A 23,426-nucleotide genomic window follows, 5' to 3' on the forward strand; every position below is an offset into this window, starting at 1 on the left:
TATTTATCTTCCTTGCGAAAATGGAGAATTTGAAACATTTACATACAAAATAAGATAAATATAAGGCGGCTAGTATTAACACCACTAGCCGTCTTTGAATTTTACTATTGACAAATAGAAAACTAGCCGCTATAATACAAGACAATCAAGCAATAAAATAATAAACAATATCTGAAAGGGGAATAAACAATGGACACGCCGAAAACCTTAAAGGAAATTAAGATGGACTTTATCAAGGAATATGTCATGGAGCAGGGAAATGAAGATATTCAATGGCTGATTGATACCATCAAAACAGAAGTTGACACAAAGGACAAGGACGGAAAACCCATTAAGCGCAAAGCAACCTATATCGATATTAGAAACGCTTTCGCCCGTAAATACTTCCCTGACCTTGCCCCAAAGGGAACAAGCAAAAAGGCAAACATGATGAAAGATACCCTTGCCGAATTGCAAGCGGCCCTAAAGAAGAAATAACAATCAAGCGGGAGCGGCGCAAGCCGCCCCCGCTTTCCTTATCACGCCCAGCGGAGCGGGCGCAAGGGCCGACAAGCCGCCAACGGCGGCGCAGTCGGCTCCATCGAGCGGGAGCGGGACACACTCGGCGGCTGGTAGCTACTGGCGGCGGTGGCCTTGTTCGGCGGCTGATAGCATAGAACGCCCTACAAGGCCCATAGAAGGCCCTAGGAGCGTTTCAAGTCCCTAGGCAATACCCCACCGCAAAAGCCGCCTAGCGGCCCTTACAAGCGGCCTAGCGGCGGCGGTAGCAAAAAAGAGGGGGAGCGGCTAGGCCGTTCCCCCTTGTTCCGTATTGCAATCGCTTTCTTACTCTCCCTTATCGCTTTCTTGTCTATCTTCCCAATAGGAAGTATTTTCCTTGAATGTGTCTGTTAGCTTAACACTTGCAAGGCTTAAAGCGTCTGCGTTAGCGTCCCCATAGGTATCTAATGTCATTGCTCTGCTTGCGTGTCCCATCATAAGGGCTAAACTTGCAATATCCATTCCAGCACGAATACCAACAGTAGCAAAATTGTGTCTTAATCCATGCGGCACTATCTTTTTTCCGTAGGCATCAACTAGATTATTTCTATCTACAAATTCACTAAATAGGCGGTTATACTGTTGTGGGCGCATAAATTGTTCTTCTTCACCTACAACAAACCAATTATCTTGTGGGCCTATAAGTGCTTTCCGCTCCTTTAGTGCTTGCTCTAATTGCGGCAACATTGGAAAAGTTCTAGTAGAACTCTTATTTTTAGGATTTTTAGTGTAATCTCCTAATCCTTTTCCCTCACTTACTCCTACTGCTGACCTAACCCGTATAGTGTGCCTATTAAAGTCTATATCATTCCATCTTAACCCGCAAATTTCCCCACGCCTTAACCCGGCGTAAAAGGCTAACAGTATTCCTACATACATAGGGTCTTGCGGCTCAAAGTCCAAATAGACAGCTTCTAAAACATTGTCCATCTGTTCATTTGTCAAGTGTGTTACTTTTACATCTCCCTTTTTCGGCATTTTTACGCCTTTGAATGGGTCTTTTAACAATTCACCGTTATTATAGAAGTAGTTATATACTTTTTTCAGTCTTGCATATGTTGTATGTATTGTATTTTGTGATAGTCCTAAGTTATATAGCTTTGTTAGCCAACTGTTAATAACGGTATTATCAACCGTTGCAAATATATAATCTCCTAAATACGGCTTTATATACTTGTTGTATGAGTGTATGCTATTGCTATAAGTGCTTCTTTCTATTTCTCCTGTGTCTAGCTGGTGCTTTAGATATTCTATAAAGGTTTTATCTACTGTACTAGCCTTTCCTGCATTTGGCATTAAATCGGCTTCTGCATTAAGAGCGTCTAACCACTCTTTTGCTATCCGTTGCGCTTCTCTCTTGCCCTTTGCGTCTGGCAACATTTTACTAAGTTCTTTCCACTTCCCTTGTGTATCTTTGTATTTTGCCCTTGCTTGCCACGGCTTGCCCTTGCGGTCTAATTGCCGAACACTAACAGCGGTGTACTTCATCCGTCATACCTCCTAGGCTTGAATTGTTCCGCATTTCACGCCCCGATTGTACCGCATATGTTCCGCAAAGTCAATACTCGCTCCAAAAATGGCGAGCCCGCAAACCCTTGATTTTCAACGGTTTGCGGGTCTTGATTTTTGCTAGTTTCTGAAAATACTACTCCCACTCTATCGTCCCAGTTGGCTTCGGCGTAAGATCGTAAAGAACGCGGTTTACGCCTTTGACCTCGCTGGTAATGCGGGCAGTGATTTTCTGGAGAAGAGGGAAGGGGAGTTCCTCAATGGTAGCGGTCATGGCATCCACGGTGTTGACAGCGCGGAGGATAACACACCACTCATCGGCGCGCTTATTGTCCCGGACGCCCACACTTTTCAGGTCTGGGATAACAGTGAAATATTGCCACACCCTGCCCTGAAGTCCATGGTTAGCGAACTCCTCCCGAAGGATGGTGTCAGAGGCCCGGACAGCCTCCAGCCGATCCCGGGTGATGGCGCCCAGACAGCGCACCCCCAGACCAGGGCCGGGGAAGGGCTGCCGGTACACCATGGAGTCGGGGAGCCCCAACGCCGTGCCGCAGGCCCGAACTTCGTCCTTGAAGAGCATTTTCAGCGGCTCCACCAGCTCAAAATCCAAATCATCGGGGAGTCCGCCCACATTGTGGTGGCTTTTTACGGCCTTGACCGTTTTAGTGCCGCTCTCAATAATGTCGGGATAGATGGTGCCTTGGGCCAGGAAGCGGATGCCCTCCAGCTTGCGGGCTTCCTCCTCAAAGACCCGGATAAACTCGGTGCCGATAATTTTGCGCTTGCGTTCCGGGTTGTCCACACCGGCCAGTTTGTCCAAAAAGCGCTCTGCGGCGTCTACGTAAATCAAGTTGGCGTCCATCTGGTTGCGGAATACCTCAACCACCTGTTCCGGCTCTCCCTGGCGCAGCAGGCCATGGTTGACATGGACGCAGGTGAGCTGCTTGCCGATGGCCTTGATGAGCAGGGCGGCCACCACAGAGGAGTCTACCCCGCCGCTGAGGGCCAGCAAAACCTTTTTGTCCCCCACTTGGCGGCGGATGAGCTCTACTTGGTCGGCGATGAAGTGGTCCATATTCCAGTTGGCCTGGGCGCCGCAGAGGCCGAAGACAAAGTTGGACAGGGCCTCCCTGCGGGCGTCTGGATCGGCGGGCCAAGGCCTGTCCCCCTTATGGTCGGCCAAAAGCACAGGGACGGGAATGTTATAGATCTCCTTGGACACGTCGATCTCCTGGCCACCCACCACCCGGTTGGGCCCTCCGTTGAGAATGATGCCCTTTACGTTGGGCAGGGCGGCCAGCTCCTCCGCCGTGATATCGTGGGGGTAAATTTCGCTGTAAACGCCAAGGGCGCGGATCTCCCGGGCTAGGCGGGGATTTTCCTCACTGCCCAGGTCCAGAATCAGAATCATGTCCTGCTTCATCGCAGTCCCTCCTAAATTATGATTGTGCAGTTATCCTATCACAAGGAGGGGAGGGATCGCAAGTGCTTTCCCCGAAACAGGGGAGATTGAGAAGCTGTACCGTTCGCCAAGACATATCGCTTTGCGGGACAAAACTGCCGGCGGCAAGGCGAAAAATCGCAGGATTCCTGGTTGGATTTCAAGATTTTTGAATACCGCCGGCAGTTTTGTCCCGCAAAGATTTGTGTTGAGGCCGTTGGTACAGCTTCTAAGAGATCGATTTTCTCAGCCGGTGGCTAAGGGCGGCGGCCAGGGAGATCTTCAGCGCGTCCGGCACCAGGAAGGGGAACACGCACCGGGCCAGAACGGTGAGGATACCCACCGGGCCGGTGCTGCTGCTGTATACCAGCATGTACCAGAAGGTCCCGAACAGATAGCAAACTGCCATGCCCAGAAACATGGCCAAGAGAAGGAGCCACATTCTGTCCCGCCAAAACCGCTCCAGGGCCCATAGAAGCAGGGCAGAACAAAGAAAGCCCGCGATGTATCCCCCGGTGGTGCCCAGAAGGACGCCGGGGCCGCCGCGGAACCCGGAGAAGACCGGAAGTCCCACCGCCCCCAAGAGAATATAGACCAGAATGGATAATGTGCCCCGCCTGCCGCCCAGAATGCCTACAGCGGCGAATACCCCGAAAGTCTGCATGGTAAAGGGCACGGCCGCCGGGACAGAAATCCAGGCACAGATGGCGATGAGTGCGGAAAACATGGCAATATAGGCCATATCCTTTGTTCTCATCCGCTGGGGTGTGCGTTTTGTGGTGGTATCCATAAAAAAACCTCCTCCTGAAACGGAAAAATTGACAACTGGAACTGTACCATGGTTTTCCTTGATTGTCAACTAAAATATAAAATTAGTTTACGATTGTGAGAGACGGGGTCAGACCGGGATAGAATCGGGGGTTCGGGGAGAAACTAGTACTCCACCAAGTCAGAAACTAGCATTTGTCTCCAGGCAGGGGTTCCACGTGGCGTCGTTGCCGTCTTTGGCGGGCGCCGGCCCAACGGCGTCCTCCGCCTTGCCTTGCAAAAAACTGCTTGTCAGACGAAAAGTTTTTTCCTACTTGGTCATTACGCAGGTTTTCAGACAGACTCCAGTCTTAAATTTCTGAACAGGAGGCGGGGACATGGAAGACGAGAAACAGGGGCAGTGCGAGGCTCAGCGGCAAGATATCCGGGAGCTGGGCTCGGCGGTGATCCACACCCAGCGGGGGACCATCCACACCATGACTATTGTGGGGCAGATTGAAGGCCATCAGATGCTGGATCCCTCCACAAAGACCACGAAGTATGAGCATGTGATGCCGCTGCTGGCGGCGGTAGAGGAGGGGGAGGAGGTAGACGGCCTGCTGGTGCTGCTCAACACGGTGGGGGGAGACATTGAGGCGGGCCTGGCCATCGCGGAGCTCATCTCCGGTATGAAAAAGCCTACAGTGTCTCTGGTGCTGGGAGGCGGGCACTCCATTGGGGTGCCCCTGGCGGTGGCGGCTAAGACCTCCTTCATTGCCCCCTCTGCCGCCATGACCATCCATCCGGTGCGGATCAACGGAACGGTCATTGGCGTGTCCCAGACCTTTCACTATTTTACCCGCATTCAGGAGCGTATTCTTCAGTTCGTCACAAGGAACAGCAACATAGAGCGGGAGACCTTTACCAAGCTCATGCTGCAAACAGGGGAGCTTGCCGCAGACGTGGGCAGCGTGATCTACGGGGAAGAGGCGGTGGCGGTGGGACTCATCGACCATATCGGCGGCCTCAGCGACGCCCTGGATTGCCTGCACCAAATGATAGACCAGCAAAAGAAGGGAAAAGAAGAGAAGACGGACAGCACCGACAAATAACAGGCCGGGACTGGGCGAAAACACCGCCAGTCCCGGCCTGTTTTTATGGGGGTGCAGCGGGGGAACAAGGCGGGGATATGGGGCGGCGAGAAAGGATAGAGGGGTATAAGAGAAAACAATGGAAATATTTTTAAAGCTATGATATTATAATAAAATAGCGTGGCAGACGCTATGGATCAAAAAGCGGGAAAGGCATGGAGGGAATGCAAGTGAGCTTGATAGAATCTATCTTAATGGGGATCATCCAGGGGATAGCGGAATTTTTGCCTATCTCCAGTTCCGGCCATCTGGTTTTGTTTCAAACCTTCTTTGGTATGGAGAATGTGGAGGAAAACCATATGCTCTTTACCGTGCTGCTCCATTTCGGCACCTTAATCTCTGTGTGCGTCTACTATTGGAAAGACATTCTGGATATGATTCGGGAGTTTTTCCTGGGCATCGCGGCCATTGCAGGGAAGGGGAGAGGGGAGAAAAAAATGCCGCCCGCCCGCCGCATGGTGCTGCTGATCGTGGTGGCTACGGTACCGCTGGTGTTTATCGTACCTATCAAGGGGTGGATGGAGCAGATTTTCTCCAGCAGCATCATGGTGTCCATCGCTCTGATGATCACCGGCTTTCTGCTGTTCTTCTCCGACCGTATGGCGAAGGGGCGGAAGAACGCCAAGACGGCCACGGTGGCAGATGCGCTGATTGTGGGCTGCGCCCAGGCCATTGGCACCATTCCCGGCATTTCCCGCTCCGGCATCACTATCTCCACCGGACTGTTCCAGGGGTTTGAGCGAAAATTCGCGGTGCGCTTCTCCTTTTTGATGTCCCTGCCGGCGGTAGTGGGCGCCAACATCCTGGAGCTGGCGGAGGCCATCGGAAGCGAAACCGCCGCGGCCATTCCCGTACCCACCTACATTGTGGGAATTGTGGTCTCCGCCCTGGTGGGCTACTTCGCCATACGGCTGGTCAATATCCTGTCGGACCAGGGAAAGTTCGGCATGTTCTCCTACTACTGCTGGGTGGTGGGACTGGGTTCGCTGATTGCGGGGATTATCGTTCCGCTCCTTACAAAATAAAATGTAACGCGCAAAATTACCGAAAACTGACAGATATCTGTGGGACAGATCGGTCTGCCCCCAGGAAAGGATGACTTCCATGGCCACTGCACAGAAGAAGAGCAACAGCGGAAAACGGACTTCCTCCAGCGCCCGGGGCGGCGGAGGCAGCCGCGCACGCGCCGGCGGCGCAGGCCGAAGGAGCCAGCCGGCCCAGAAGCCCATCCGGCGGGGCGTGGGGGCACTGGTCTGTCTGCTGCTGGCCATCTTCTCCGCTCTGGGGTATTTCAACGTCAAGGCTCTGTTCATCGACTTTTTCTGCAATGGGGTAAAGGGGCTCATCGGCTATGGATTCTACCTGCTGCCGCCCGCTTTGCTGGCGGCCAGCATGATTTTGGTCTTCCACCGCGGCCGACCGGTGTGCCTGCGCCTGTGGTGTACACTGCTGCTCCCGGTAGCGGCAGGGGCGCTGCTCCACCTTCTGTTCGCGGGGGGAGAGTACGACTGGAATGTGCAGCTGTTTCAGAATCTGTGGACGGAAGGAAGGGCGCTTCACAGCGGCGGCGCGGTCAGCGGGTTTCTCGCCTTCTCCTTCGCGGCGGCTTTCAGCCGGCTGGGAGCGGGGATCATTTTTGTGCTCACCGGCGCACTGCTGGGGCTGACCGCCGCCAATGTGACGGTAGTGGATGTGGTAGACTACCTGCGCAGCCGGCCGGAGTATGAGGAAGAGGAGCTGCCCCCCCGGCGGACCAAGGAGCGTCCTGTCCCGCCGTCTGCGCCCGCCCCTGCAAGAGAGCGGCGCAAGGCCATTGACATACCTGTGGACGAGGGTCCCCTGGTAGAGCAGACCCCGAAGGCAGAGCCTCCTGCTGCGAAAAAGGAGAAATTTTTTAACCGGAAGCCATCGGTGCCGGCTCCAGACCAAATTCTGACCGGCGGCAGTTCCCAGCCGCCGGAGCCAAACGTACCGGTTATCGCCAAGCCGGAGCCTGTCCAGGAGGAGCCCCAGGCGGACGGGGCGGACAACCTGATTCAATTTCCTGGGAAAGCGGAGGAGGCCGCCCCTGTTTTGGAGGATGTGGCTCCACAGGAGGAGGCCGTGGGTATTCCGCCGGAGCCGGAAAAGCCGGCTTTCGGCCTCTTCCGGCGGGAGAGTGCCGCCGGCCCGGATCTGCTCCCCGTGCCGGAGAGCCGGCGTGAGACGCCTGCGCCGGTGCCGGTGATTGAGCGGGAGCCGGCGGTGCGCAGGCCCACCCCCAAGCCGGACGGGGCGGACCAGGCCGTCGAGGTGGGCCGGGACATCGAACGGAGCATGGCGGAAGGAGTGGAGCCATACTACCAATATCCAACCGCCGATTTGTTGAAGGAGAGCGGCAGCGTGTCTGCCAGCGACGTGGCGGGAGAGTTGCGGGCCAACCAGATCCGTCTGGCGGATACCATCCGGTCCTTCGGCATTGACGCCGCCATTGTGGACGCGGTGCGGGGGCCGTCGGTGACCCGGTATGAGCTGGAGCTGGCCCAGGGCGTACGGATGAACAAGCTGACCAATCTCACTGACGACATCGCCCTGGCCTTGGGAGCCACGGGAGTGCGTATCGCCCCCATTCCGGACAAGATCTCCATGGTGGGCATTGAGGTGCCTAACCGTCTGGTGGCGCCGGTGGGGATACGGGATGTGATCGACTCCAAATCCTTCCGGGAGCATCCATCCAAGGTGGCTTTCGCCGTGGGGAAGGACATCAGTAACCGCTGTGTGGTGTGCGATATCGGCAAGCTGCCCCATCTGCTCATCGCCGGCACCACCGGATCCGGTAAATCGGTGTGTACAAACTCTCTGATTATCTCTCTGCTCTATAAATCCTCCCCGGAAGAGGTCCGCCTCATTATGGTGGACCCCAAGATGGTAGAGCTGGGGATCTATAATGGAATTCCCCACCTGCTCATCCCGGTGGTCACCGACCCCAAGAAAGCGGCGGGTGCGCTCCAGTGGGCGGTGACGGAGATGATGAAGCGCTACCGTGCCTTTGCGGAGGTGGGGGTGCGGGACCTGAAGTCCTATAACGCCTTGGCCGCGCGGACGGAGGGGCTGAAGAAGATGCCCTCGGTGGTGGTGGTCATTGACGAGCTGGCCGATCTGATGCTGGTGGCGGCGAAAGAGGTGGAGGAGTCTATCTGCCGGGTGGCCCAGATGGGCCGCGCCTCGGGAATGCACCTGATCATCGCCACCCAGCGGCCCTCCGCGGACGTGATCACCGGCCTGATGAAGGCTAATATTCCCAGCCGGATCGCCTTCGCGGTGCAGTCCTCGCTGGACTCCCGCATTATTTTGGACACCACCGGCGCGGAAAAGCTGGTGGGCCGGGGGGACATGCTCTATTTCCCCCTGGGCTCCGGCAAGCCCCAGCGGGTGCAGGGCTGCTTTATCTCCGACGAGGAGGTGGCCAGAGTGGTGGAGTATGTCAAGCGCAGCGGCACCGCGGAGTATGACGAGGAGGTTCTGCACGAGATCGAGCAGAACGCCGCCGCCAAAGAGAAGGGAAGCAAGGGCGGGGGAGAGGCGGTCTGCGCCGACGAGGACGACTACGACGAGCTGCTCCCCAACGCCATTGAGGTGGTGGTGGAGACCGGCATGGCCTCGGTGTCCATGCTCCAGCGCCGGCTGAAGCTGGGCTACTCCCGGGCGGCCCGGCTGGTGGATCAGATGGAGGAGAAGGGCGTGGTGGGCCCCTTTGAGGGATCCAAGCCCCGGCAGGTGCTCATCTCCAAGGCCCAGTGGCAGGAGATGCAGTACAGGCAGTCCATGTCCCCCGGAGCGGGCCCGGCAGAGGGCTCCGGCGGTCCCGTCCCGGATGAGCTGGAGTTTGAGCGGGACGCCGTCGATCAGGGACCGCCCCCCTTTGACCTTGACGATTGACATAGGAGGATGTTATGGAGTGGCTCCCCTGCGGAGAGAAGGAAAAGCAGGAAATCTGTGACGGCTTGCGGGCCTATAACGCCCCGTTTCTGGGGCAGGTACAAGATCTGTCCCTCTGTGTGAGGGAAGAAGGAGCGGTAGTGGCCGGCATCGTTGCCCGGTTGCTGGTGGATTGTATCTATGTGGAGCTGCTCTGGGTGGCGGAGCCCTACCGAAAGCAGGGCTTGGGCCGCCGCCTTCTGGAAGAGGCGGAGACCCGGGGCAGAATCCTGGGGGCGCGGCGGATGGAGCTGGACACGTTCTCCTTCCAAGCGCTGGACTACTACCCCAGGCTGGGCTTCCGGTGCTTCGCCCGGGTGGAGCCCTATTCCGGCCCCTATAGCCGCAGCTACTTCCTGAAGGAGTGGGAGGATTGAAGGCAGTGCCGCAAAAACGGCATGGTCAGTGAGACCATGCCGTTTTATGTACCAATGTTTCGTCAGCTCTAAGACTGGTAGTACCGAATGAGGGCCTGGGTGCCTTCGTCGGCAAGGCCCTGCTGGGCCAGGGACTCATAGAGCCCGCAGACCGTGTTGAGCATCTCCAGGGTGACGCCCCGCTGGGCGCACTCGGTCTGGATGATCTTCATGTCCTTGATGAAGTGCTTGATAAAAAAGCCGGGGGCCAGATCGCCCTTGAGGACCCGGGGGGCCATGTTGGCGATCTGCCAGCTCCCCGCGGCGCCGCCGCCAATGGCGTCCAGCATGGCCTGGGGGTCCAGCCCGGCGGACTGGGCATAGACCAGGGCCTCAGTATAGGCGGCGGTGGCGCCGGCCACGGCGATCTGGTTGGCGGCCTTGGTGTGCTGTCCGGAGCCGGCAGGGCCCATATGGTGGACGCTCTTTCCCAGAAGCCGGAAGAGGGGGAGAGCCTGCTCAAAGTCGGCGGGGCTGCCGCCGGCCATAATGGAGAGGGTGGCGTTCCTGGCGCCGCTGTCCCCGCCGGAGACGGGGGCGTCCATTACCCGGATGCCCCGCTCCGCCCCCAGGGCGGACAGCTTCTCCGCCAGGGCGGGGGAAGAGGTGGTCATATCAATGCACAGTGTGCCCGGGGCGGCATGGCGGAAGATGCCCTCCGGGCCGGTGAAGACCTCCTCCACGTCCTGGGGATAGCCCACCATGACGAAGACATATTTTGCGCCCTCCACCGCCTGGGCAATGGTGGCACAGGGGAGCAGCCCCTGATCCTCCGCGCCGGCCAAAGTCTCAAACCGGCGGGTGTAAACCGCCACGGGATAGCCGGCCGCCGCCAGATGGGCCGCCATAGGCCGCCCCATTACCCCTGCGCCAATCCATGCGAGCTTGTCCATTATAACACGTCCCTTTCCGTTAAAAATACAACGCATTTTGCGGATTACCGGCATCACTGGAAAGCCTGCGGCAAGCCCCAACAGCGTTATGGCTATTTTAGCATACCTGAACGAGGGCTACAAGAAGCGTAGGATTCCTCTGTGTCAAAAGGCGCGAAAAGCGCTTTCTATTTGGAAACAGATGTGCTACAATACACAGCGTACGGATATCTGCGGGGAACGCCGCATGGAGCGGGGGGCGCGTTTTGACTATCTTGGGAATAGACCCGGGCTTTGCCATTGTGGGCTTTGGAATTGTGGAGACGGGGCGGGGGGGACAGCGGCTGATCCAGTGCGGGGCCATCACCACCCAAGCGGGTTTGCCCCTGCCGGTCCGGCTTCGGCAGATCGCAGACGACATGGGGACGCTGATTGGCCAGTTCAGCCCCGACGCCATGGCGGTGGAGGAGCTGTTTTTTAACAGCAACGTAACCACCGGCATCGCTGTGGCCCAGGCCAGAGGGGTGATTTTGGTGGCGGCGGAGCGGGCCGGGGTACCGGTGTTTGAGTACACCCCCTCCCAGATCAAGCAGGCGGTGGTGGGATACGGCAAGGCGGAGAAGCGGCAGGTAATGGATATGACCCGGCGGCTGCTCCAGCTGAAGCAGGTGCCCAAGCCGGATGACGCCGCTGACGCGGTGGCGGTGGCCCTGTGTCACGCCCGGTCCAGCCATTCCAAGCTGAGTCTCTACGACTCGGCCCAGCCCGGCAGCGGCCGGTGGGCGGCCCGCCGCCGGTAGTACATGGGGCTTTCTGTAGAAGCGTAAGAAGGAGCAGACGGAATGTTTTACTATCTCAGCGGCACAGTGGCCCATGTGGAGCCCTATCTGGCCGTGATCGACTGCGGCGGCGTGGGCTATGCCTGCCGTACCACCAATCAGAGTATCTCCCGCCTGACGGTGGGGCAGAAGGGAAAGCTGTTCACCCATCTCTACGTCCGGGAGGAGATTTTTGAGCTCTACGGCTTTGCCACCGAGGACGAGCTGAACTGCTTCCGGCTGCTCATCGGGGTGTCCGGGGTGGGGCCCAAGGCGGCGCTGTCCATCCTGTCCGCCACCACGCCGGAGGGGCTGGCCATGAGCATCATCACCGGGGACGAAAAGGCCCTCACGGTGGCCCAGGGCATCGGGAAGAAGATTGCCCAGCGGATTATTTTGGAATTGAAGGATAAACTGGCCAAGGGCCAGATTGCCGCCAAAGGGGAGAGCTATGGAGGCACCGGCGTGACGGTGATCCCCCAGAACAAGTCCAGCGAAGCCGCCGCAGCGTTGGCGGTGCTGGGGTACAGCACTGGGGAGGTGGCCCAGGCATTAAAGGGAATCGACGTGGAAGCCCTGGCCCTGGAGCAGATCATCAAACAGGCGCTGAAGAAAATGGTAAAATAAGAGAGAAATCAGCGTGTCAAAAAACGCAAAATCTGAAGGTTTCAGGGGTTCCTTTTGCATCCAAACAAACCAGTGTCCAGTCTGGCAAAAATACTTTTTCGACAGGCTGAAGTTATGTTTCAAACAAGGTCTGGAAATCTGAGCCCTCAGAGGCAAAGGATGTGAGTGCTTGAGCATTGATTTTTCCGCCGACGGCGGCTTTGAGACAGAGGAACCTCTGGTGACCACCTCGCTGACCCGAGAGGACGAGGGGGAGTACTCTCTGCGCCCCAAGGCGCTGTCCGAGTACATCGGCCAGAAGAAGGCCAAGGAAAACCTGGAGATCTTCATCCAGGCGGCGAAGATGCGGGGGGAGCCTCTGGACCACGTGCTCCTTCACGGCCCGCCGGGGCTGGGCAAGACCACCCTGTCCAACATCATCGCCAATGAGATGGGGGTGCATATCCGCATCACCTCCGGCCCGGCCATTGAAAAACCGGGGGATCTGGCTGCGCTGCTGACCAACCTGAACGAGAACGACATCCTCTTTGTAGACGAGATCCACCGGCTTAACCGCTCGGTGGAGGAGATCCTGTATCCCGCCATGGAGGACTTCGCCATTGATATCATCATCGGCAAGGGCCCCTCGGCCAACTCCATCCGGCTGGATCTGCCCAAGTTCACTTTGATTGGGGCTACCACCCGGGCGGGCCAGCTGTCCGCCCCCCTGCGGGACCGGTTTGGCGTGACCCTGCGTCTGGAGCTGTACACCCCCCAGGAGCTGAGCCTTATTGTCTCCCGCTCAGCAGGCATTCTCAATGTGCCGATTGAGGAGGCGGGGGCCATGGAGATCGCCCGGCGGAGCCGGGGTACGCCACGCATCGCCAACCGGATGCTCCGACGGGTGCGGGACTTCGCCCAGGTGCGGGCGGGCGGGGTGATCACCCAGAACGTGGCCGACCAGGCCCTCACCGCTTTGGAGGTGGACTTTCTGGGCCTGGACGCCATCGACCGGCGGATGCTGTCCAGCATTATTGAGCACTACGGCGGCGGTCCGGTGGGCCTGGAGACCTTGGCCGCTACTATTAACGAGGAGGCGGTCACTCTGGAGGATGTCTACGAGCCCTATCTGATGCAGATGGGCTTTCTCACCCGTACCCCCCGGGGCCGCTGCGTCACCCGGAGAGCCTATGAGCATCTGGGCCTGCACGTCCCAGTCGGTCTGGCAAACGGCGGCCTGGACCAGCTGTCCCTATGACTCCGGGCTATATCCGGGCGGTCTTTGCCAGCTCCCGGCCGGAGCCGGACTCCTATCTCAACGGCCTCCCAGCGGTGCGGTACCTGCTGGAAGGGGGGCGGCTGGAGTTTGACGCCCCGGTGACCTTTTTGGTGGGGGAAAATGGGACGGGAAAGTCCACGCTGCTGGAGGCGATTGCTGTGGGGTACGGCTTCAACGCCGAGGGAGGTGGCCGGAATTTCAATTTTTCCATCCGGGCCACTCATTCCGAGCTGTGCCGGCACCTGACGCTCTCCCGTACCCGCTACCCAAAGGACGGCTTCTTCCTCCGGGCAGAGAGCTTTTATAATGTAGCTTCTAATATCGATGACCTGGACGAGGGAAGCGGGGAGCTCCTGGCGGGCTACGGCGGGATCTCCCTCCACAAGCAGTCCCATGGGGAGAGCTTTTTGGCCCTGGTACAGAACCGTTTTTGGGGAAAGGGCCTGTATCTGCTGGATGAGCCGGAGGCCGCCTTGTCCCCCAGCCGCCTGCTGACGCTGATGGGGCAGAGCCGCCTGCTGGTCCAGGCGGACAGCCAGTTTATCATTGCCACCCATTCGCCCATTCTCAGGGCCTACCCAGGGGCGTGTATTTACCAGCTCTCCAGTGAGGGCGTCCGCCGGGTAAATTATAAGGAGACAGAGTACTACTGCTTGACCCGGCGGTTTCTGGAAAATCCGGAGAAAATGCTCCAGTATCTCTTTGACGGCGGCTGGGCGGAGGAATAACGCTTATATCATGACATAGGAAGGATTGTAACTATGGGAAAGCTATTTGGAACAGATGGAATCCGCGGTGTGGTCAATGCCGGTCTGGACGCCCAGCTGGCCTATCAGGTGGGCCTGGCGGCGGCGGTGGTGCTGGGGCGGGACAAGGGGAAGCAGCACCCGCGGGTGGCCATCGGCAAGGACACCCGCATCTCCTCCGACCTGCTGGAACACGCGCTCACCGCCGGACTGTGCTCGGCGGGAGCGGATGTGCTCCAGCTGGGGGTGGTGCCCACGCCGGCGGTGGCCTTCCTGACGGTGGACAGCGGGGCGGATGCAGGCATTGTGATCTCCGCGTCCCACAATCCTTTTGAGCACAACGGCATCAAAATCTTCAACAGCCAGGGCTATAAGCTGCGGGACGCACTGGAGCTGGAGATTGAAGCGATCATTCTTTCAGGCTGTCAGGTGCCTCTGAAAACCCATGGAGATTTGGGGCGGGTGATCCCCGTGGGAGAGGCGGAAACCAGAGCCTATCTGGATCACCTGGCTGCCACGGTGGACACGGATTTTGCCGGCCTGCGTATTCTGGTGGACTGCGCAAATGGCGCGGCCTCCGCCACCGCACCAGGTCTGTTTGCCCGTTTTCCCAAGCTCCAGACGGACATCATCCACGCCCGGCCCAACGGGGTCAATATTAACGACAAGTGCGGCTCCACCCATATGGAAGAGCTGAAGGAGCGGGTGCGCGCCGGAGGATACGATCTGGGCCTAGCTTACGACGGGGATGCCGACCGCTTCCTGGCGGTGGATGAGCGGGGTGAGGACATCGACGGCGACCAGATCATGGCGGCCTGCGCGTTGGACCTCCAGGCCAGGGGAGAGCTGAAGGGCAGCACGCTGGTGGGGACGGTGATGAGCAATCTGGGCCTGCACCGGTTCGCCGAAGAGCACGGAATAAAGCTGCTGTGTACGCCGGTGGGAGATCGAAATGTGCTGGAGCAGATGCTGGAGGGGGACTATGTCATCGGCGGAGAGCAGTCCGGCCACACGATTTTCCGCCGTTACGCCACCACCGGCGACGGGGAGCTCACCTCCCTCCAGTTCCTCCAGGTACTCCACCGCTCCGGAAAGAGGGCTTCGGAGCTGGTAGCGGACTGTAAGCGGTATCCCCAGGTGCTTATTAACCTGCCAGTGGCCAGCAAGGAGAAAAAAGAGGAGATTATGGAGGCCCCCGCCCTCCAGACCGCCATTTCTGCCCAGGAGGCCGCTCTGTCCGGCGAGGGACGTATTTTAGTCCGCCCATCAGGGACAGAAGCTCTGCTTCGGGTGATGGTAGAGGCAAAAACCCAGGAAGCGGCCATGACACACGCTGAAAAATTGGCGGATGTGATAAAAAAGCTGGGATAATTTTTGACCTTGTATAAATATTTTGCATAAATACTTGACAAGACACCTATTTCCTGCGTATAATAGAGGGCAAGGAGAGCACAGATGAAATCTTTTCTCCCGATTAAGGAAGAACCCACAGACGAAATTCTGTGTACTTGGGCGTTAAATGGAGACCGGGAGGCAGAAGAGCAGCTGGCGTTGCGGTATAACCGGGTGGTGCGCGCCTTTGCCCGGCCCTATTTTCTGGCGGGAGGGGACAGTGAGGACCTCATCCAGGAGGGAATGCTGGGACTGCTTATGGCGATACGGGAGTATGACGGCGGCAAGGCCGCCTCCTTCCGCACGTTTGCGGAAGTCTGTATCCGTAACCGCCTGCTCTCCGCGATTCAGACTGCATCAAGAGATAAGCACGCTCCTTTAAATAACTATATCTCTTTCGAAACCCCGCTTTTTGACGGTTATACCATCCACGATACCTGCGGTACGGGCTGCCGTTGTCTGGAGAACCCGGAAGATGCTGTGATTGACCGGGAGGAAGTCCGTGAGCGTATGAATGTGCTGAAAGGCCAGTTATCCGGTTTCGAAGCAAAAATTCTCCGGCTTTATCTGAATGGGCTGTCCTATTCAGAAATTGCCGTTGAGGTAAGACGGTCCCCGAAATCGGTGGACAACGCCGTACAGCGCATCCGTCGCAAGCTGGCGCGGCACCAATTATCCGGCGATGTCAGCGAAAGCTGAGCGCAATATATCACTGACCCAGCACATTACGGTTTATTCCGGACCTGGGCAACAAGTCAAAGAGAGGGTATTTATCATGTACGAAGACAAGACTTTGGTATGCAAAGAGTGTGGCCAGGAGTTCGTGTTCACCGCCGGTGAGCAGGAGTTCTATGCGGAGCGCGGCTTCCAGAACGAGCCCCAGCGCTGCAAGAGCTGCCGTGACGCCCGCAAGGCCGCTTCCCGCGGTCCCCGCGAGTACTTCACCGCCACCTGTGCTGCCTGCGGCGGCGAGGCCCGGGTGCCCTTCGAGCCCAAGTCCGACCGCCCCGTGTACTGCAGCGATTGCTTCGCCCGTATGCGTGAGGAGCACTAAGCATCTCTCAGCACAGCGACTGCAAAAGGAGACGCCCGCTTGGGCGTCTCTTTTTCTTATTTTGTGACACATTCAAGGACGTTAAAGTTTCTGGAAAGGCCAGTCTCATCTTGCAAAAGAGGAGGAAATCGGATATACTACGGTTATCCTAGAATTGGAGGTCTATCCCAATGGTTCAGATTACTAAAGATACCATTATTGGCGAGATCCTTGATATCGCCCCCGAAACCGCACCTTTGTTCATGTCTATCGGCATGCATTGCCTGGGCTGCCCCTCTTCCCGGGGGGAAACCGTGGAGGAGGCCTGCATGGTCCACGGCGTCAATGTAGAGGCGCTGCTGAACGCCCTCAATGAAGAGATTGCGAAGCATAGCAAGTAAAGAAACTTGCTGAGTCAAAAAGGAGCGGCGTACCGCCGCTCCTTTTTGATATCGTCAATACGCCTGAGAATCGGTAAAGGGAGGCGGGGAAAATACGGCGCAGCGAAAATGACAACATCGTCCACGCTGCATTTTGGCCGCCAAACGTTACCGGTTTTCGAGTGCTTTGACTATATACATAGGGAGGTGACAGCATTGCGGAGGGTAGAGCTGTCCCCGCGACTTCAGACGGTGGCCGGCCTGGTACCGGAGGGCGGGGGCTTTGTGGACGTTGGCACGGATCATGCCTATTTGCCTACCTATCTCATCCAGCAGGGGAGGATTCCGGCGGCGGTGGCCTCCGACCTGCGGAAAGGCCCCCTGGAGCGGGCCATGGACACAGCCCGGCGGTATGGGGTGGCGGACCGGATGTCCTTCCGCCTGTGCGACGGGCTGGCGGGGATCGCGCCGGAGGAGGCCGGAACGGTAGCCATCGCCGGTATGGGGGGGGAGACCATTGCGGCTATTCTGGCGGCGGCTCCCTGGGTGCGTACACCGCCCCGGCGGCTGATTCTCCAGCCCATGAGCGGCCTGCCGGAGCTGCGGGGCTGGCTGGAAGCGCATGGGTTCTGCATAAAGGCGGAGCGGCTGTGCCAGGAGGGGAAAACCCTCTATACCGTAATTTTGGCAGCGCCGGGGGCAATGGAGTCCCTGACCCCGGCGGAGCGCTGGGCCGGCCGGCAGGAGCACGGGCGGGGGGATCCCCTGCGTCCTGTACTGCTGGAACACCTGCTGCTGCGGGTGGAACGAGCGCTGGAAGGGATCCGGCGGTCCGCCAAGCCGGAGGATCTCCCCCGGCGGCAGGAGCTGGAAGAAGTATATCAGGGGTTGAACGAGATGAAAAAGGAGCTGGAGACATGACAACCGTAACGGATATCTACCGGCATTTGGACGAGGTAGCCCCCTTTTCCCTACAGATGGACTTCGACAATGCCGGTTTTCTGGTGGGCAGGGGGGATCAGGCGGTGACAAAGGTACTGGTGGCCCTGGATATCACCGAGATCGTGGCAGAGGAGGCGGAGACCTGGGGGGCGGAGCTGATCGTGGCCCACCACCCGGTGATCTTCCAGCCCGTCCACCGCGTCACCGACACAGATCCGGTGGGGCGGGTTCTGCTGACTCTGGCGGAACGGAGGATCGCCGCAATCTGTGCCCACACCAATCTGGACGCGGTGGCGGGCGGGGTGAATGACGCCCTGGCCCAGCGGCTGGGACTGGTCCAGACGGAGCAGCTGAAGCAGGACGGCACGGACCACCTGGGCCGGCCCTATGGGATTGGCCGTGTGGGCGTCTGGGAGGGTACGGGGATGTATGCCCCCGCTTTTGCCCAGCAGGTAAAGGAGGCCCTGGGGGCTAATGGGGTGCGCTATGTGGACGCCCGCCGCCCTGTGCGCCGGGTGGCCGTGGGGGGCGGTGCCTGCGGCGATATGCTGTCCGATGCATTCCGCATGGGCTGCGACACCTTTGTTACCTCAGATGTGAAGTATCACAGCTTTTTGGACGCCAAGGCCATGGGACTCAATCTCATCGACGCGGGGCACTATCCCACGGAAAATGTGGTCTGCCCCGTGCTGGTGAAGTGGCTGAGCGCGGCCTTCCCTAAGCTGGAGATAGCGCAGTCCAAGCGCCATGAGGAGGTCTTTTCCTACCTGTAAGAAGAGTTGAATCAATACAGCGCGCCTGTCTGGCACGGATAAGGGGTTGCGCCGTTGTGAACTTTATGATATCATATTTTCGCCTATTTAGATAACAGAAGGGGACGAATCCAATGTCAGGACATTCCAAGTGGCATAATATTCAGAAGACCAAGGGTGCGGCGGACGCGAAGCGGTCCCAAATTTTTACCAAGATCGCCCGTGAGATGATTGTGGCGGTGAAGCAGGGCGGCAGCGGTGACCCTGCCAATAACTCCCGCCTGGCCACGGTCATCGCCAAGGCCAAGGCCGCCAATATGCCAAATGACAACATTAAGCGCACCATTGACAAGGCCCTGGGGGCAGGCAACACCGACAGCTTTGAGAACGTGGTGTATGAGGGATACGGCCCCAACGGCGTGGCCGTCATCGTAGAGGCGCTCACCGACAACCGCAACCGGACTGCGCCCGAGGTGCGCCACCTGCTGGACAAGTACGGTAAGGGCCTGGGGGCCACAGGCTGTGTGTCCTGGTCCTTTGACCGGAAGGGCGTGATTGTCATTGAGCGGGAGGACCTGGACGAGGACACCGTTATGATGGACGCCCTGGACTGCGGCGCCGACGATATGCAGGCGGAGGAAGAGGTCTTTGAGGTCTACACTACCCCGGACGCCTTCGGCGAGGTGCTGTCCAAGCTGGAGGAAAAGGGCTACAGCTTCCTGGAAGCTGCGGTGCAGATGGTGCCCCAGAACTATGTAAAGCTGACGGACGAGGGCGACCTCAAGAATATGGAAAAGCTCATCGACCTGCTGGAGGATAACGAGGACGTTCAGAACGTCTGGCATAACTGGGACCAGGAGTAAGTGTCCCGGATTTATAACAGCATGAAGGGCCGGAATGCGATGCATTCCGGCCCCTTTACCGTCAGGGGACGAGGTGGCCCCAGTAGACGGCGGTATTATTTGGTATGGCGACCCAGCCGTTCCGCTGCAACGCTGGAAGAGGGCGCCGATCCGGCGGAGAAATTCGGAATAGGCCTTGTTTGAAAAATGGCAATATGCTCAGCGGTGAGATATTTTTTCGTCAGACAAAGCCGATTTGACGCAGGAATACTGGATGTATTTCAAGGAAAATCGGAAAAGTATGGCGGAAAAAGAGCCGCCGTTTGGGCGTGTTGACAATTTTCAAACAGGACCTAGTTGCTCTCGCTGGGCCGGGGGGCGCAGGAGCCGGACAGGCAGCGGTGGAGGAAGCCCTCCCGATTATAGAAGAGGGGGTGGGGGAGGGAAATCGTCTCTTCCTGACCGCTGAAAAAGCGGTCAATGCCGCCCAGCCGGTGGGCCAGTCCGCCGGAAAATCCCTGAAACCGGGGGCAGAGCACTTGGAAAACCTCCTTTATCTAGGTAGTGAATGGGTGCTCCTCCTGGCGGACATTCCAGAGGAGAAAGACCTTACCACTAAGGCGGAGAATGCGGCGGCACTCCCGCTGAAAGCCGTCTGGATCAAACCAGTGGAAGGACTGAGCGGCGGTGACATGGTCCGCACTGTGATCGGGGAGGCCGGTGGCCTCAGCAGTGCCGGTTAAGATCTCAGCGCCGGGATAGGGGGCCAGGAACTACCTGGCCTCCTGGGCCATATCTCCATTGGGCTCTACCGCCCAGACCTGGGCGCCTCGCTCCAGCAGAGCCTGGGAAAACAGACCGGTTCCCGCACCAATGTCGGCTACCCGCTGGCCAGCGGCGAGCCGGCCGGGAGCAAAAAGCCAGTCCATCAGGTGGTCGGGACAGCCCGGCCTGGCCTGGGCGTAGATCTGGGCCAGACCGGAAAAACACTGGATCGTATCCATAAAAAACGCCACATTCCATTTGGAGCAAAATTTAGATGTAAAAGGCGTCTAAAGCGGTGAGCTTTAGACGCCTTGTATGGGCAAGTAAGCCTGTAAGCCGGGTTCTGTCATTTAAGACAGCCATCTATCTCGACGCACCGTTGCCGGTACGCTCCAGCCGCCTCCTCGGGACAGCCGGGCCGGCTGCATGTCCCTCCACGGCGTTGCTCCGGATAGAGTTTACAGCGATGGACTGTTCCCAGCCATCGGGTGAGCTCTTACCTCGCCTTTCCACCATCGCCCCCCTTCCCTCGACAGGGAACGGGGGCAGTCTATTTCTGTTGCACTTTTCCTAGGGTCGCCCCCGGCGGGTGTTACCCGTTATCCTTGCCCTGCGGAGCCCGGACTTTCCTCACAGACAGGCCTTTCGCCCCGCCCGCGCGGCTGTCCAGCTTACTTGCAGAAGAGATTATACCCCAAAGCGGGGCGGTTGTCAAATATTGCGTCGGGTGCGGCCCAAATATCTGTGTACCTGATTCCGATAGGCGATATAGCTGCCGCCGAAGGCACGGGTCAAAAAGGGCTCCTCCACGGTTACAATCTGTAAATGGAACAAAAGGGCGGTCAAGGCGGACAGTGCCAATAGAATCCAACCGGAGAACAGGAGAAACATACCGAGATAGACCAGATCAAACCCGAGAAAGGCCGGATTGCGGCTGAATTGATAGATCCCATTTGTAATGAGCCGGGTTTCACCGGCCTGGGGGACCCCCGCCCGCCAGCTGTCCCCCATAGCAGCCGTCGAGAGGAGGAAGACTGCCGTCCCCGCCAGCCCAGCGCAGAGTCCGGCGATTCTCGCCCACAGCGGCAGGGACGGGGTATTTCGGATGAGGCTGGCAAGCTCCAAAATAGGAACTGCCGTTGCGGCAAGGGACATGGCGATCTCAATAAACCGGGCCAGGCCCTGCTTTTTTCTTCCAATTTGGCTGGTCTGTATCCCGTTTCTGTGCTGGGAGAGCATTTTGAGGAAATAGCAGCCATAAAAGGCCAGCAATATAAAAATTCCACCGATTTGAAACAACAAACCGTCCACCTTCTTTCGCGGAACCTGTCCCGTCCGGCATGTGTCAGGAGGCGCCCTTTGCCTGGGAGCAGGGGACCTGCTTCAGGGCGCGCATGGAGTTGAGAATGGCGATGACGGAAACCCCCACGTCGGCAAAGACAGCCTCCCACATATTGGCCACGCCGAAGGCGCCCAAAAGGAGAACCAGCAGCTTGACGGCCAAGGCGAAGACGATGTTCTGACGCACAATAGCAAGGGTTTTTCGGGCGATGCGGATGGCGTCGGCCAGCTTGGAGGGCTTGTCGTCCATCAAAACCACGTCGGCGGCTTCAATGGCGGCGTCGGAGCCCAGAGCCCCCATAGCAATGCCGATATCGGCCCTGGCCAGGACCGGCGCGTCGTTGATGCCGTCTCCCACAAAGGCCAGAGCGCCTTTTGGGGACTTCTGGGCCATCAGTTCCTCCACGCGGCTGACTTTGCCGGCGGGGAGGAGCTGAGTGTAGACCTCGTCCAAGCCCAGCTGGCGGGCCACCGCCTCGCCCACAGCTTTGGTGTCCCCGGTAAGCATCACCGTCCTGCGGACGCCAGACGATTTCAAGGCGGAGATAGCTTGTGGAGCGTCTGGTTTTATCCTGTCGGAGATGACGATGTGGCCGGCGTAGACGCCGTCTATTGCCACATGGATGGTAGTGCCGGTCTCCTCACAGGGGCGCCAGCCGGCGCCGGCCTCCTCCATCAGCTTGTCATTGCCGGCGCAGACGATATGCCCATCCACCTTGGCCCGGACCCCACGGCCGGAGCGCTCCTCCACATCGGAGACCCGGCTGGGGTCAAGCTGCTTTTGATAAGCCTCTTTGATAGAGCGGGAGATGGGGTGGTCAGACCAGCACTCCGCCAGCGCGGTCAGCTCCAAAAGGTCTTCCGGTTGGCGGTCTTTTGGGTGAATAGCGGTGACCTGGAAGGTACCCTGGGTAAGGGTCCCGGTCTTATCAAAGACGACCAGCTCCGTGCTGGCCAGCGCCTCCAGATAGCTGCCTCCCTTGATGAGGATGCCCGCCTTGGAGGCCCCGCCGATGCCGCCGAAAAAGGCCAGAGGTACAGAGATCACCAGGGCGCAGGGGCAGGAGATGACTAAAAAGGAGCAGGCCCGGCTCAGCCAGTCAGCCCACTGCCCATGGAAGAAGAGAGGCGGGATCAAAGCCAGCAGCGCCGCGGCGATGACCACAATAGGGGTATAGTAGCGGGCGAATTTGGTAATAAAAGCCTCTGATTTGGCTTTCCGGCTGGAGGCATTCTCCACCAGCTCCAGAATGCGGGCCACAGTGGATTCGCCGAAGGGTTTCGTCACCTTCACCCGGAGGGGGCTGGTGAGGTTGATGCAGCCGCTGACAATCTCGCCGCCGGGGGCGATCTCCCGGGGGAGGGATTCTCCGGTGAGAGCGGCGGTGTTCAGGGTGGAGCATCCCTCCAGGACAACGCCGTCCAAGGGCACCCGTTCGCCGGGCTTGACCAGAATGACGCTGCCTGCCGCTACGTCCTCGGGGTCTACCTCCTCCACGCCGCCGTCCCGCTCCAGATTGGCGAAGTCAGGGCGGATATCCATCAGGGCGGCGATAGACTGCCGGGATTTCCCCACGGCAAAGGACTGGAAAAGCTCACCTATCTGGTAGAAGAGCATGACAAAGACAGCCTCTGGATAGTCGCCAATGGCCAGGGCGCCCACGGTGGCCAGAGCCATTAAAAAGTTTTCGTCAAATACCTGGCCGCGGGCAATGTTGCGCAGGGCGCGCCACAGTACATCCCATCCCACGGTAAAATAGGGGACCAGAAAGATGAGAAACCGTGCCAGACCCTCCACCGGCAGCAGAGCAGAGACAATCAACAGCAGACCGCTGAGAAGAATGCGCCCAAGCATCCTCTTCTGTGTTCCGTTCATTCCAGACCTACCTCCTTG

At 58.4% G+C, this 23,426-nt stretch carries 25 protein-coding genes and 1 other RNA gene; 17 read left to right on the forward strand and 9 right to left on the reverse strand.

Annotation, left to right across the window (positions count from 1 at the left end; translation table 11 throughout):
- Positions 1-189: 189 nt before the first annotated feature.
- Positions 190-477 (forward strand): hypothetical protein, encoded by a 288-nt coding sequence (locus D1159_RS11500; protein ID WP_161845805.1) that lies wholly within the window; start codon positions 190-192, stop codon positions 475-477.
- Between the two features lie 348 nt (positions 478-825).
- Here the strand turns inward: D1159_RS11500 and D1159_RS11505 are convergent, their stop codons facing one another.
- The 3 genes from D1159_RS11505 to D1159_RS11515 form a co-directional block, all read right to left on the reverse strand.
- The gene (locus D1159_RS11505) at positions 826-2,028 is read right to left on the reverse strand and encodes a site-specific integrase (protein WP_161845806.1); all 1,203 of its coding nucleotides are present in this window, start codon (positions 2,026-2,028) and stop codon (positions 826-828) included.
- Between the two features lie 157 nt (positions 2,029-2,185).
- On the reverse strand, positions 2,186-3,475 hold the full coding sequence (guaA, locus tag D1159_RS11510) for a glutamine-hydrolyzing GMP synthase (protein ID WP_161845807.1): 1,290 nt from the start codon (positions 3,473-3,475) through the stop codon (positions 2,186-2,188).
- A 247-nt stretch (positions 3,476-3,722) separates the two neighbouring features.
- Complete coding sequence (locus D1159_RS11515) at positions 3,723-4,283, reverse strand: biotin transporter BioY (RefSeq protein WP_243152259.1); 561 nt, start codon at positions 4,281-4,283, stop codon at positions 3,723-3,725.
- Positions 4,284-4,638: 355 nt separating this feature from the next.
- Here D1159_RS11515 and D1159_RS11520 point away from each other — a divergent pair, with 355 nt between their 5' ends.
- The 4 genes from D1159_RS11520 to D1159_RS11535 all read left to right on the forward strand — a co-directional run bounded on the left by D1159_RS11520 (position 4,639) and on the right by D1159_RS11535 (position 9,725).
- Positions 4,639-5,352, forward strand: coding sequence for an ATP-dependent Clp protease proteolytic subunit (locus D1159_RS11520; RefSeq protein ID WP_161845808.1), 714 nt, complete (start codon positions 4,639-4,641; stop codon positions 5,350-5,352).
- A 203-nt stretch (positions 5,353-5,555) separates the two neighbouring features.
- Positions 5,556-6,416 (forward strand): undecaprenyl-diphosphate phosphatase, encoded by an 861-nt coding sequence (locus D1159_RS11525; RefSeq protein ID WP_161845847.1) that lies wholly within the window; start codon positions 5,556-5,558, stop codon positions 6,414-6,416.
- A gap of 79 nt (positions 6,417-6,495) precedes the next feature.
- On the forward strand, positions 6,496-9,309 hold the full coding sequence (locus D1159_RS11530) for a DNA translocase FtsK (RefSeq protein WP_161845809.1): 2,814 nt from the start codon (positions 6,496-6,498) through the stop codon (positions 9,307-9,309).
- A 14-nt stretch (positions 9,310-9,323) separates the two neighbouring features.
- The gene (locus D1159_RS11535; protein ID WP_161845810.1) at positions 9,324-9,725 is read left to right on the forward strand and encodes a GNAT family N-acetyltransferase; all 402 of its coding nucleotides are present in this window, start codon (positions 9,324-9,326) and stop codon (positions 9,723-9,725) included.
- 68 nt (positions 9,726-9,793) lie between these two features.
- Here the strand turns inward: D1159_RS11535 and D1159_RS11540 are convergent, their stop codons facing one another.
- On the reverse strand, positions 9,794-10,657 hold the full coding sequence (locus D1159_RS11540) for an NAD(P)-dependent oxidoreductase (protein WP_161845811.1): 864 nt from the start codon (positions 10,655-10,657) through the stop codon (positions 9,794-9,796).
- Between the two features lie 245 nt (positions 10,658-10,902).
- Between D1159_RS11540 and ruvC the strand changes: the two genes are divergently transcribed.
- From ruvC to D1159_RS11595, 11 genes are all read left to right on the forward strand, one after another.
- Positions 10,903-11,436: a crossover junction endodeoxyribonuclease RuvC gene (gene ruvC / locus D1159_RS11545; protein ID WP_161845812.1), complete on the forward strand. Its 534-nt coding sequence runs from the start codon at positions 10,903-10,905 to the stop codon at positions 11,434-11,436.
- Between the two features lie 42 nt (positions 11,437-11,478).
- Positions 11,479-12,081 (forward strand): Holliday junction branch migration protein RuvA, encoded by a 603-nt coding sequence (gene ruvA, locus D1159_RS11550; RefSeq protein WP_161845813.1) that lies wholly within the window; start codon positions 11,479-11,481, stop codon positions 12,079-12,081.
- A 169-nt stretch (positions 12,082-12,250) separates the two neighbouring features.
- Positions 12,251-13,318 (forward strand): Holliday junction branch migration DNA helicase RuvB, encoded by a 1,068-nt coding sequence (ruvB, locus tag D1159_RS11555; RefSeq protein WP_161845814.1) that lies wholly within the window; start codon positions 12,251-12,253, stop codon positions 13,316-13,318.
- On the forward strand, positions 13,315-14,067 hold the full coding sequence (locus D1159_RS11560) for an AAA family ATPase (protein ID WP_161845815.1): 753 nt from the start codon (positions 13,315-13,317) through the stop codon (positions 14,065-14,067). Before ruvB ends, D1159_RS11560 begins: the two co-directional genes overlap by 4 nt.
- Positions 14,068-14,100: 33 nt before the next feature.
- The gene (gene glmM, locus D1159_RS11565; protein WP_161845816.1) at positions 14,101-15,456 is read left to right on the forward strand and encodes a phosphoglucosamine mutase; all 1,356 of its coding nucleotides are present in this window, start codon (positions 14,101-14,103) and stop codon (positions 15,454-15,456) included.
- 84 nt (positions 15,457-15,540) lie between these two features.
- The gene (locus D1159_RS11570) at positions 15,541-16,176 is read left to right on the forward strand and encodes a sigma-70 family RNA polymerase sigma factor (protein WP_161845817.1); all 636 of its coding nucleotides are present in this window, start codon (positions 15,541-15,543) and stop codon (positions 16,174-16,176) included.
- 76 nt (positions 16,177-16,252) lie between these two features.
- On the forward strand, positions 16,253-16,531 hold the full coding sequence (locus D1159_RS11575; RefSeq protein ID WP_161845818.1) for a zinc-ribbon domain containing protein: 279 nt from the start codon (positions 16,253-16,255) through the stop codon (positions 16,529-16,531).
- 170 nt (positions 16,532-16,701) lie between these two features.
- Entirely contained in the window at positions 16,702-16,911 is a 210-nt protein-coding gene (locus D1159_RS11580; protein ID WP_161845819.1) for a DUF1858 domain-containing protein, read from the forward strand.
- Positions 16,912-17,097: 186 nt separating this feature from the next.
- Positions 17,098-17,811: a class I SAM-dependent methyltransferase gene (locus D1159_RS11585; protein WP_347563682.1), complete on the forward strand. Its 714-nt coding sequence runs from the start codon at positions 17,098-17,100 to the stop codon at positions 17,809-17,811.
- On the forward strand, positions 17,808-18,605 hold the full coding sequence (locus D1159_RS11590) for a Nif3-like dinuclear metal center hexameric protein (RefSeq protein ID WP_161845821.1): 798 nt from the start codon (positions 17,808-17,810) through the stop codon (positions 18,603-18,605). The genes D1159_RS11585 and D1159_RS11590 overlap by 4 nt, the downstream gene beginning before the upstream one ends.
- 113 nt (positions 18,606-18,718) lie before the next feature.
- Positions 18,719-19,447 carry a YebC/PmpR family DNA-binding transcriptional regulator gene (locus D1159_RS11595; protein ID WP_161845822.1) on the forward strand — a complete coding sequence of 243 codons (729 nt, stop codon included), beginning with the start codon at positions 18,719-18,721 and terminating at the stop codon, positions 19,445-19,447.
- A 332-nt stretch (positions 19,448-19,779) separates the two neighbouring features.
- On the opposite strand, the gene D1159_RS11600 is transcribed toward D1159_RS11595, so the two are convergent.
- Positions 19,780-19,965, reverse strand: a complete 186-nt coding sequence (locus D1159_RS11600; protein WP_161845823.1) for a hypothetical protein — start codon at positions 19,963-19,965, stop codon at positions 19,780-19,782.
- On the opposite strand from D1159_RS11600, the gene D1159_RS19690 reads away from it, so the two are divergent.
- The gene (locus D1159_RS19690) at positions 19,966-20,169 is read left to right on the forward strand and encodes a hypothetical protein (protein ID WP_243152260.1); all 204 of its coding nucleotides are present in this window, start codon (positions 19,966-19,968) and stop codon (positions 20,167-20,169) included.
- A 30-nt stretch (positions 20,170-20,199) separates the two neighbouring features.
- On the opposite strand, the gene D1159_RS11610 is transcribed toward D1159_RS19690, so the two are convergent.
- From D1159_RS11610 to D1159_RS11625, 4 genes are all read right to left on the reverse strand, one after another.
- Positions 20,200-20,430: an SAM-dependent methyltransferase gene (locus D1159_RS11610; protein ID WP_161845824.1), complete on the reverse strand. Its 231-nt coding sequence runs from the start codon at positions 20,428-20,430 to the stop codon at positions 20,200-20,202.
- A 77-nt stretch (positions 20,431-20,507) separates the two neighbouring features.
- Positions 20,508-20,869, reverse strand: an RNA gene (gene rnpB, locus D1159_RS11615) — RNase P RNA component class A.
- Positions 20,870-20,902: 33 nt separating this feature from the next.
- Complete coding sequence (locus D1159_RS11620) at positions 20,903-21,463, reverse strand: isoprenylcysteine carboxylmethyltransferase family protein (RefSeq protein WP_243152261.1); 561 nt, start codon at positions 21,461-21,463, stop codon at positions 20,903-20,905.
- 73 nt (positions 21,464-21,536) lie between these two features.
- Positions 21,537-23,408 carry a heavy metal translocating P-type ATPase gene (locus D1159_RS11625; protein WP_161845825.1) on the reverse strand — a complete coding sequence of 624 codons (1,872 nt, stop codon included), beginning with the start codon at positions 23,406-23,408 and terminating at the stop codon, positions 21,537-21,539.
- Positions 23,409-23,426: the final 18 nt, after the last annotated feature.

The sequence above is a fragment of the Pseudoflavonifractor sp. 524-17 genome (assembly GCF_009935845.1).
Lineage (GTDB): Bacteria > Bacillota > Clostridia > Oscillospirales > Oscillospiraceae > Pseudoflavonifractor_A.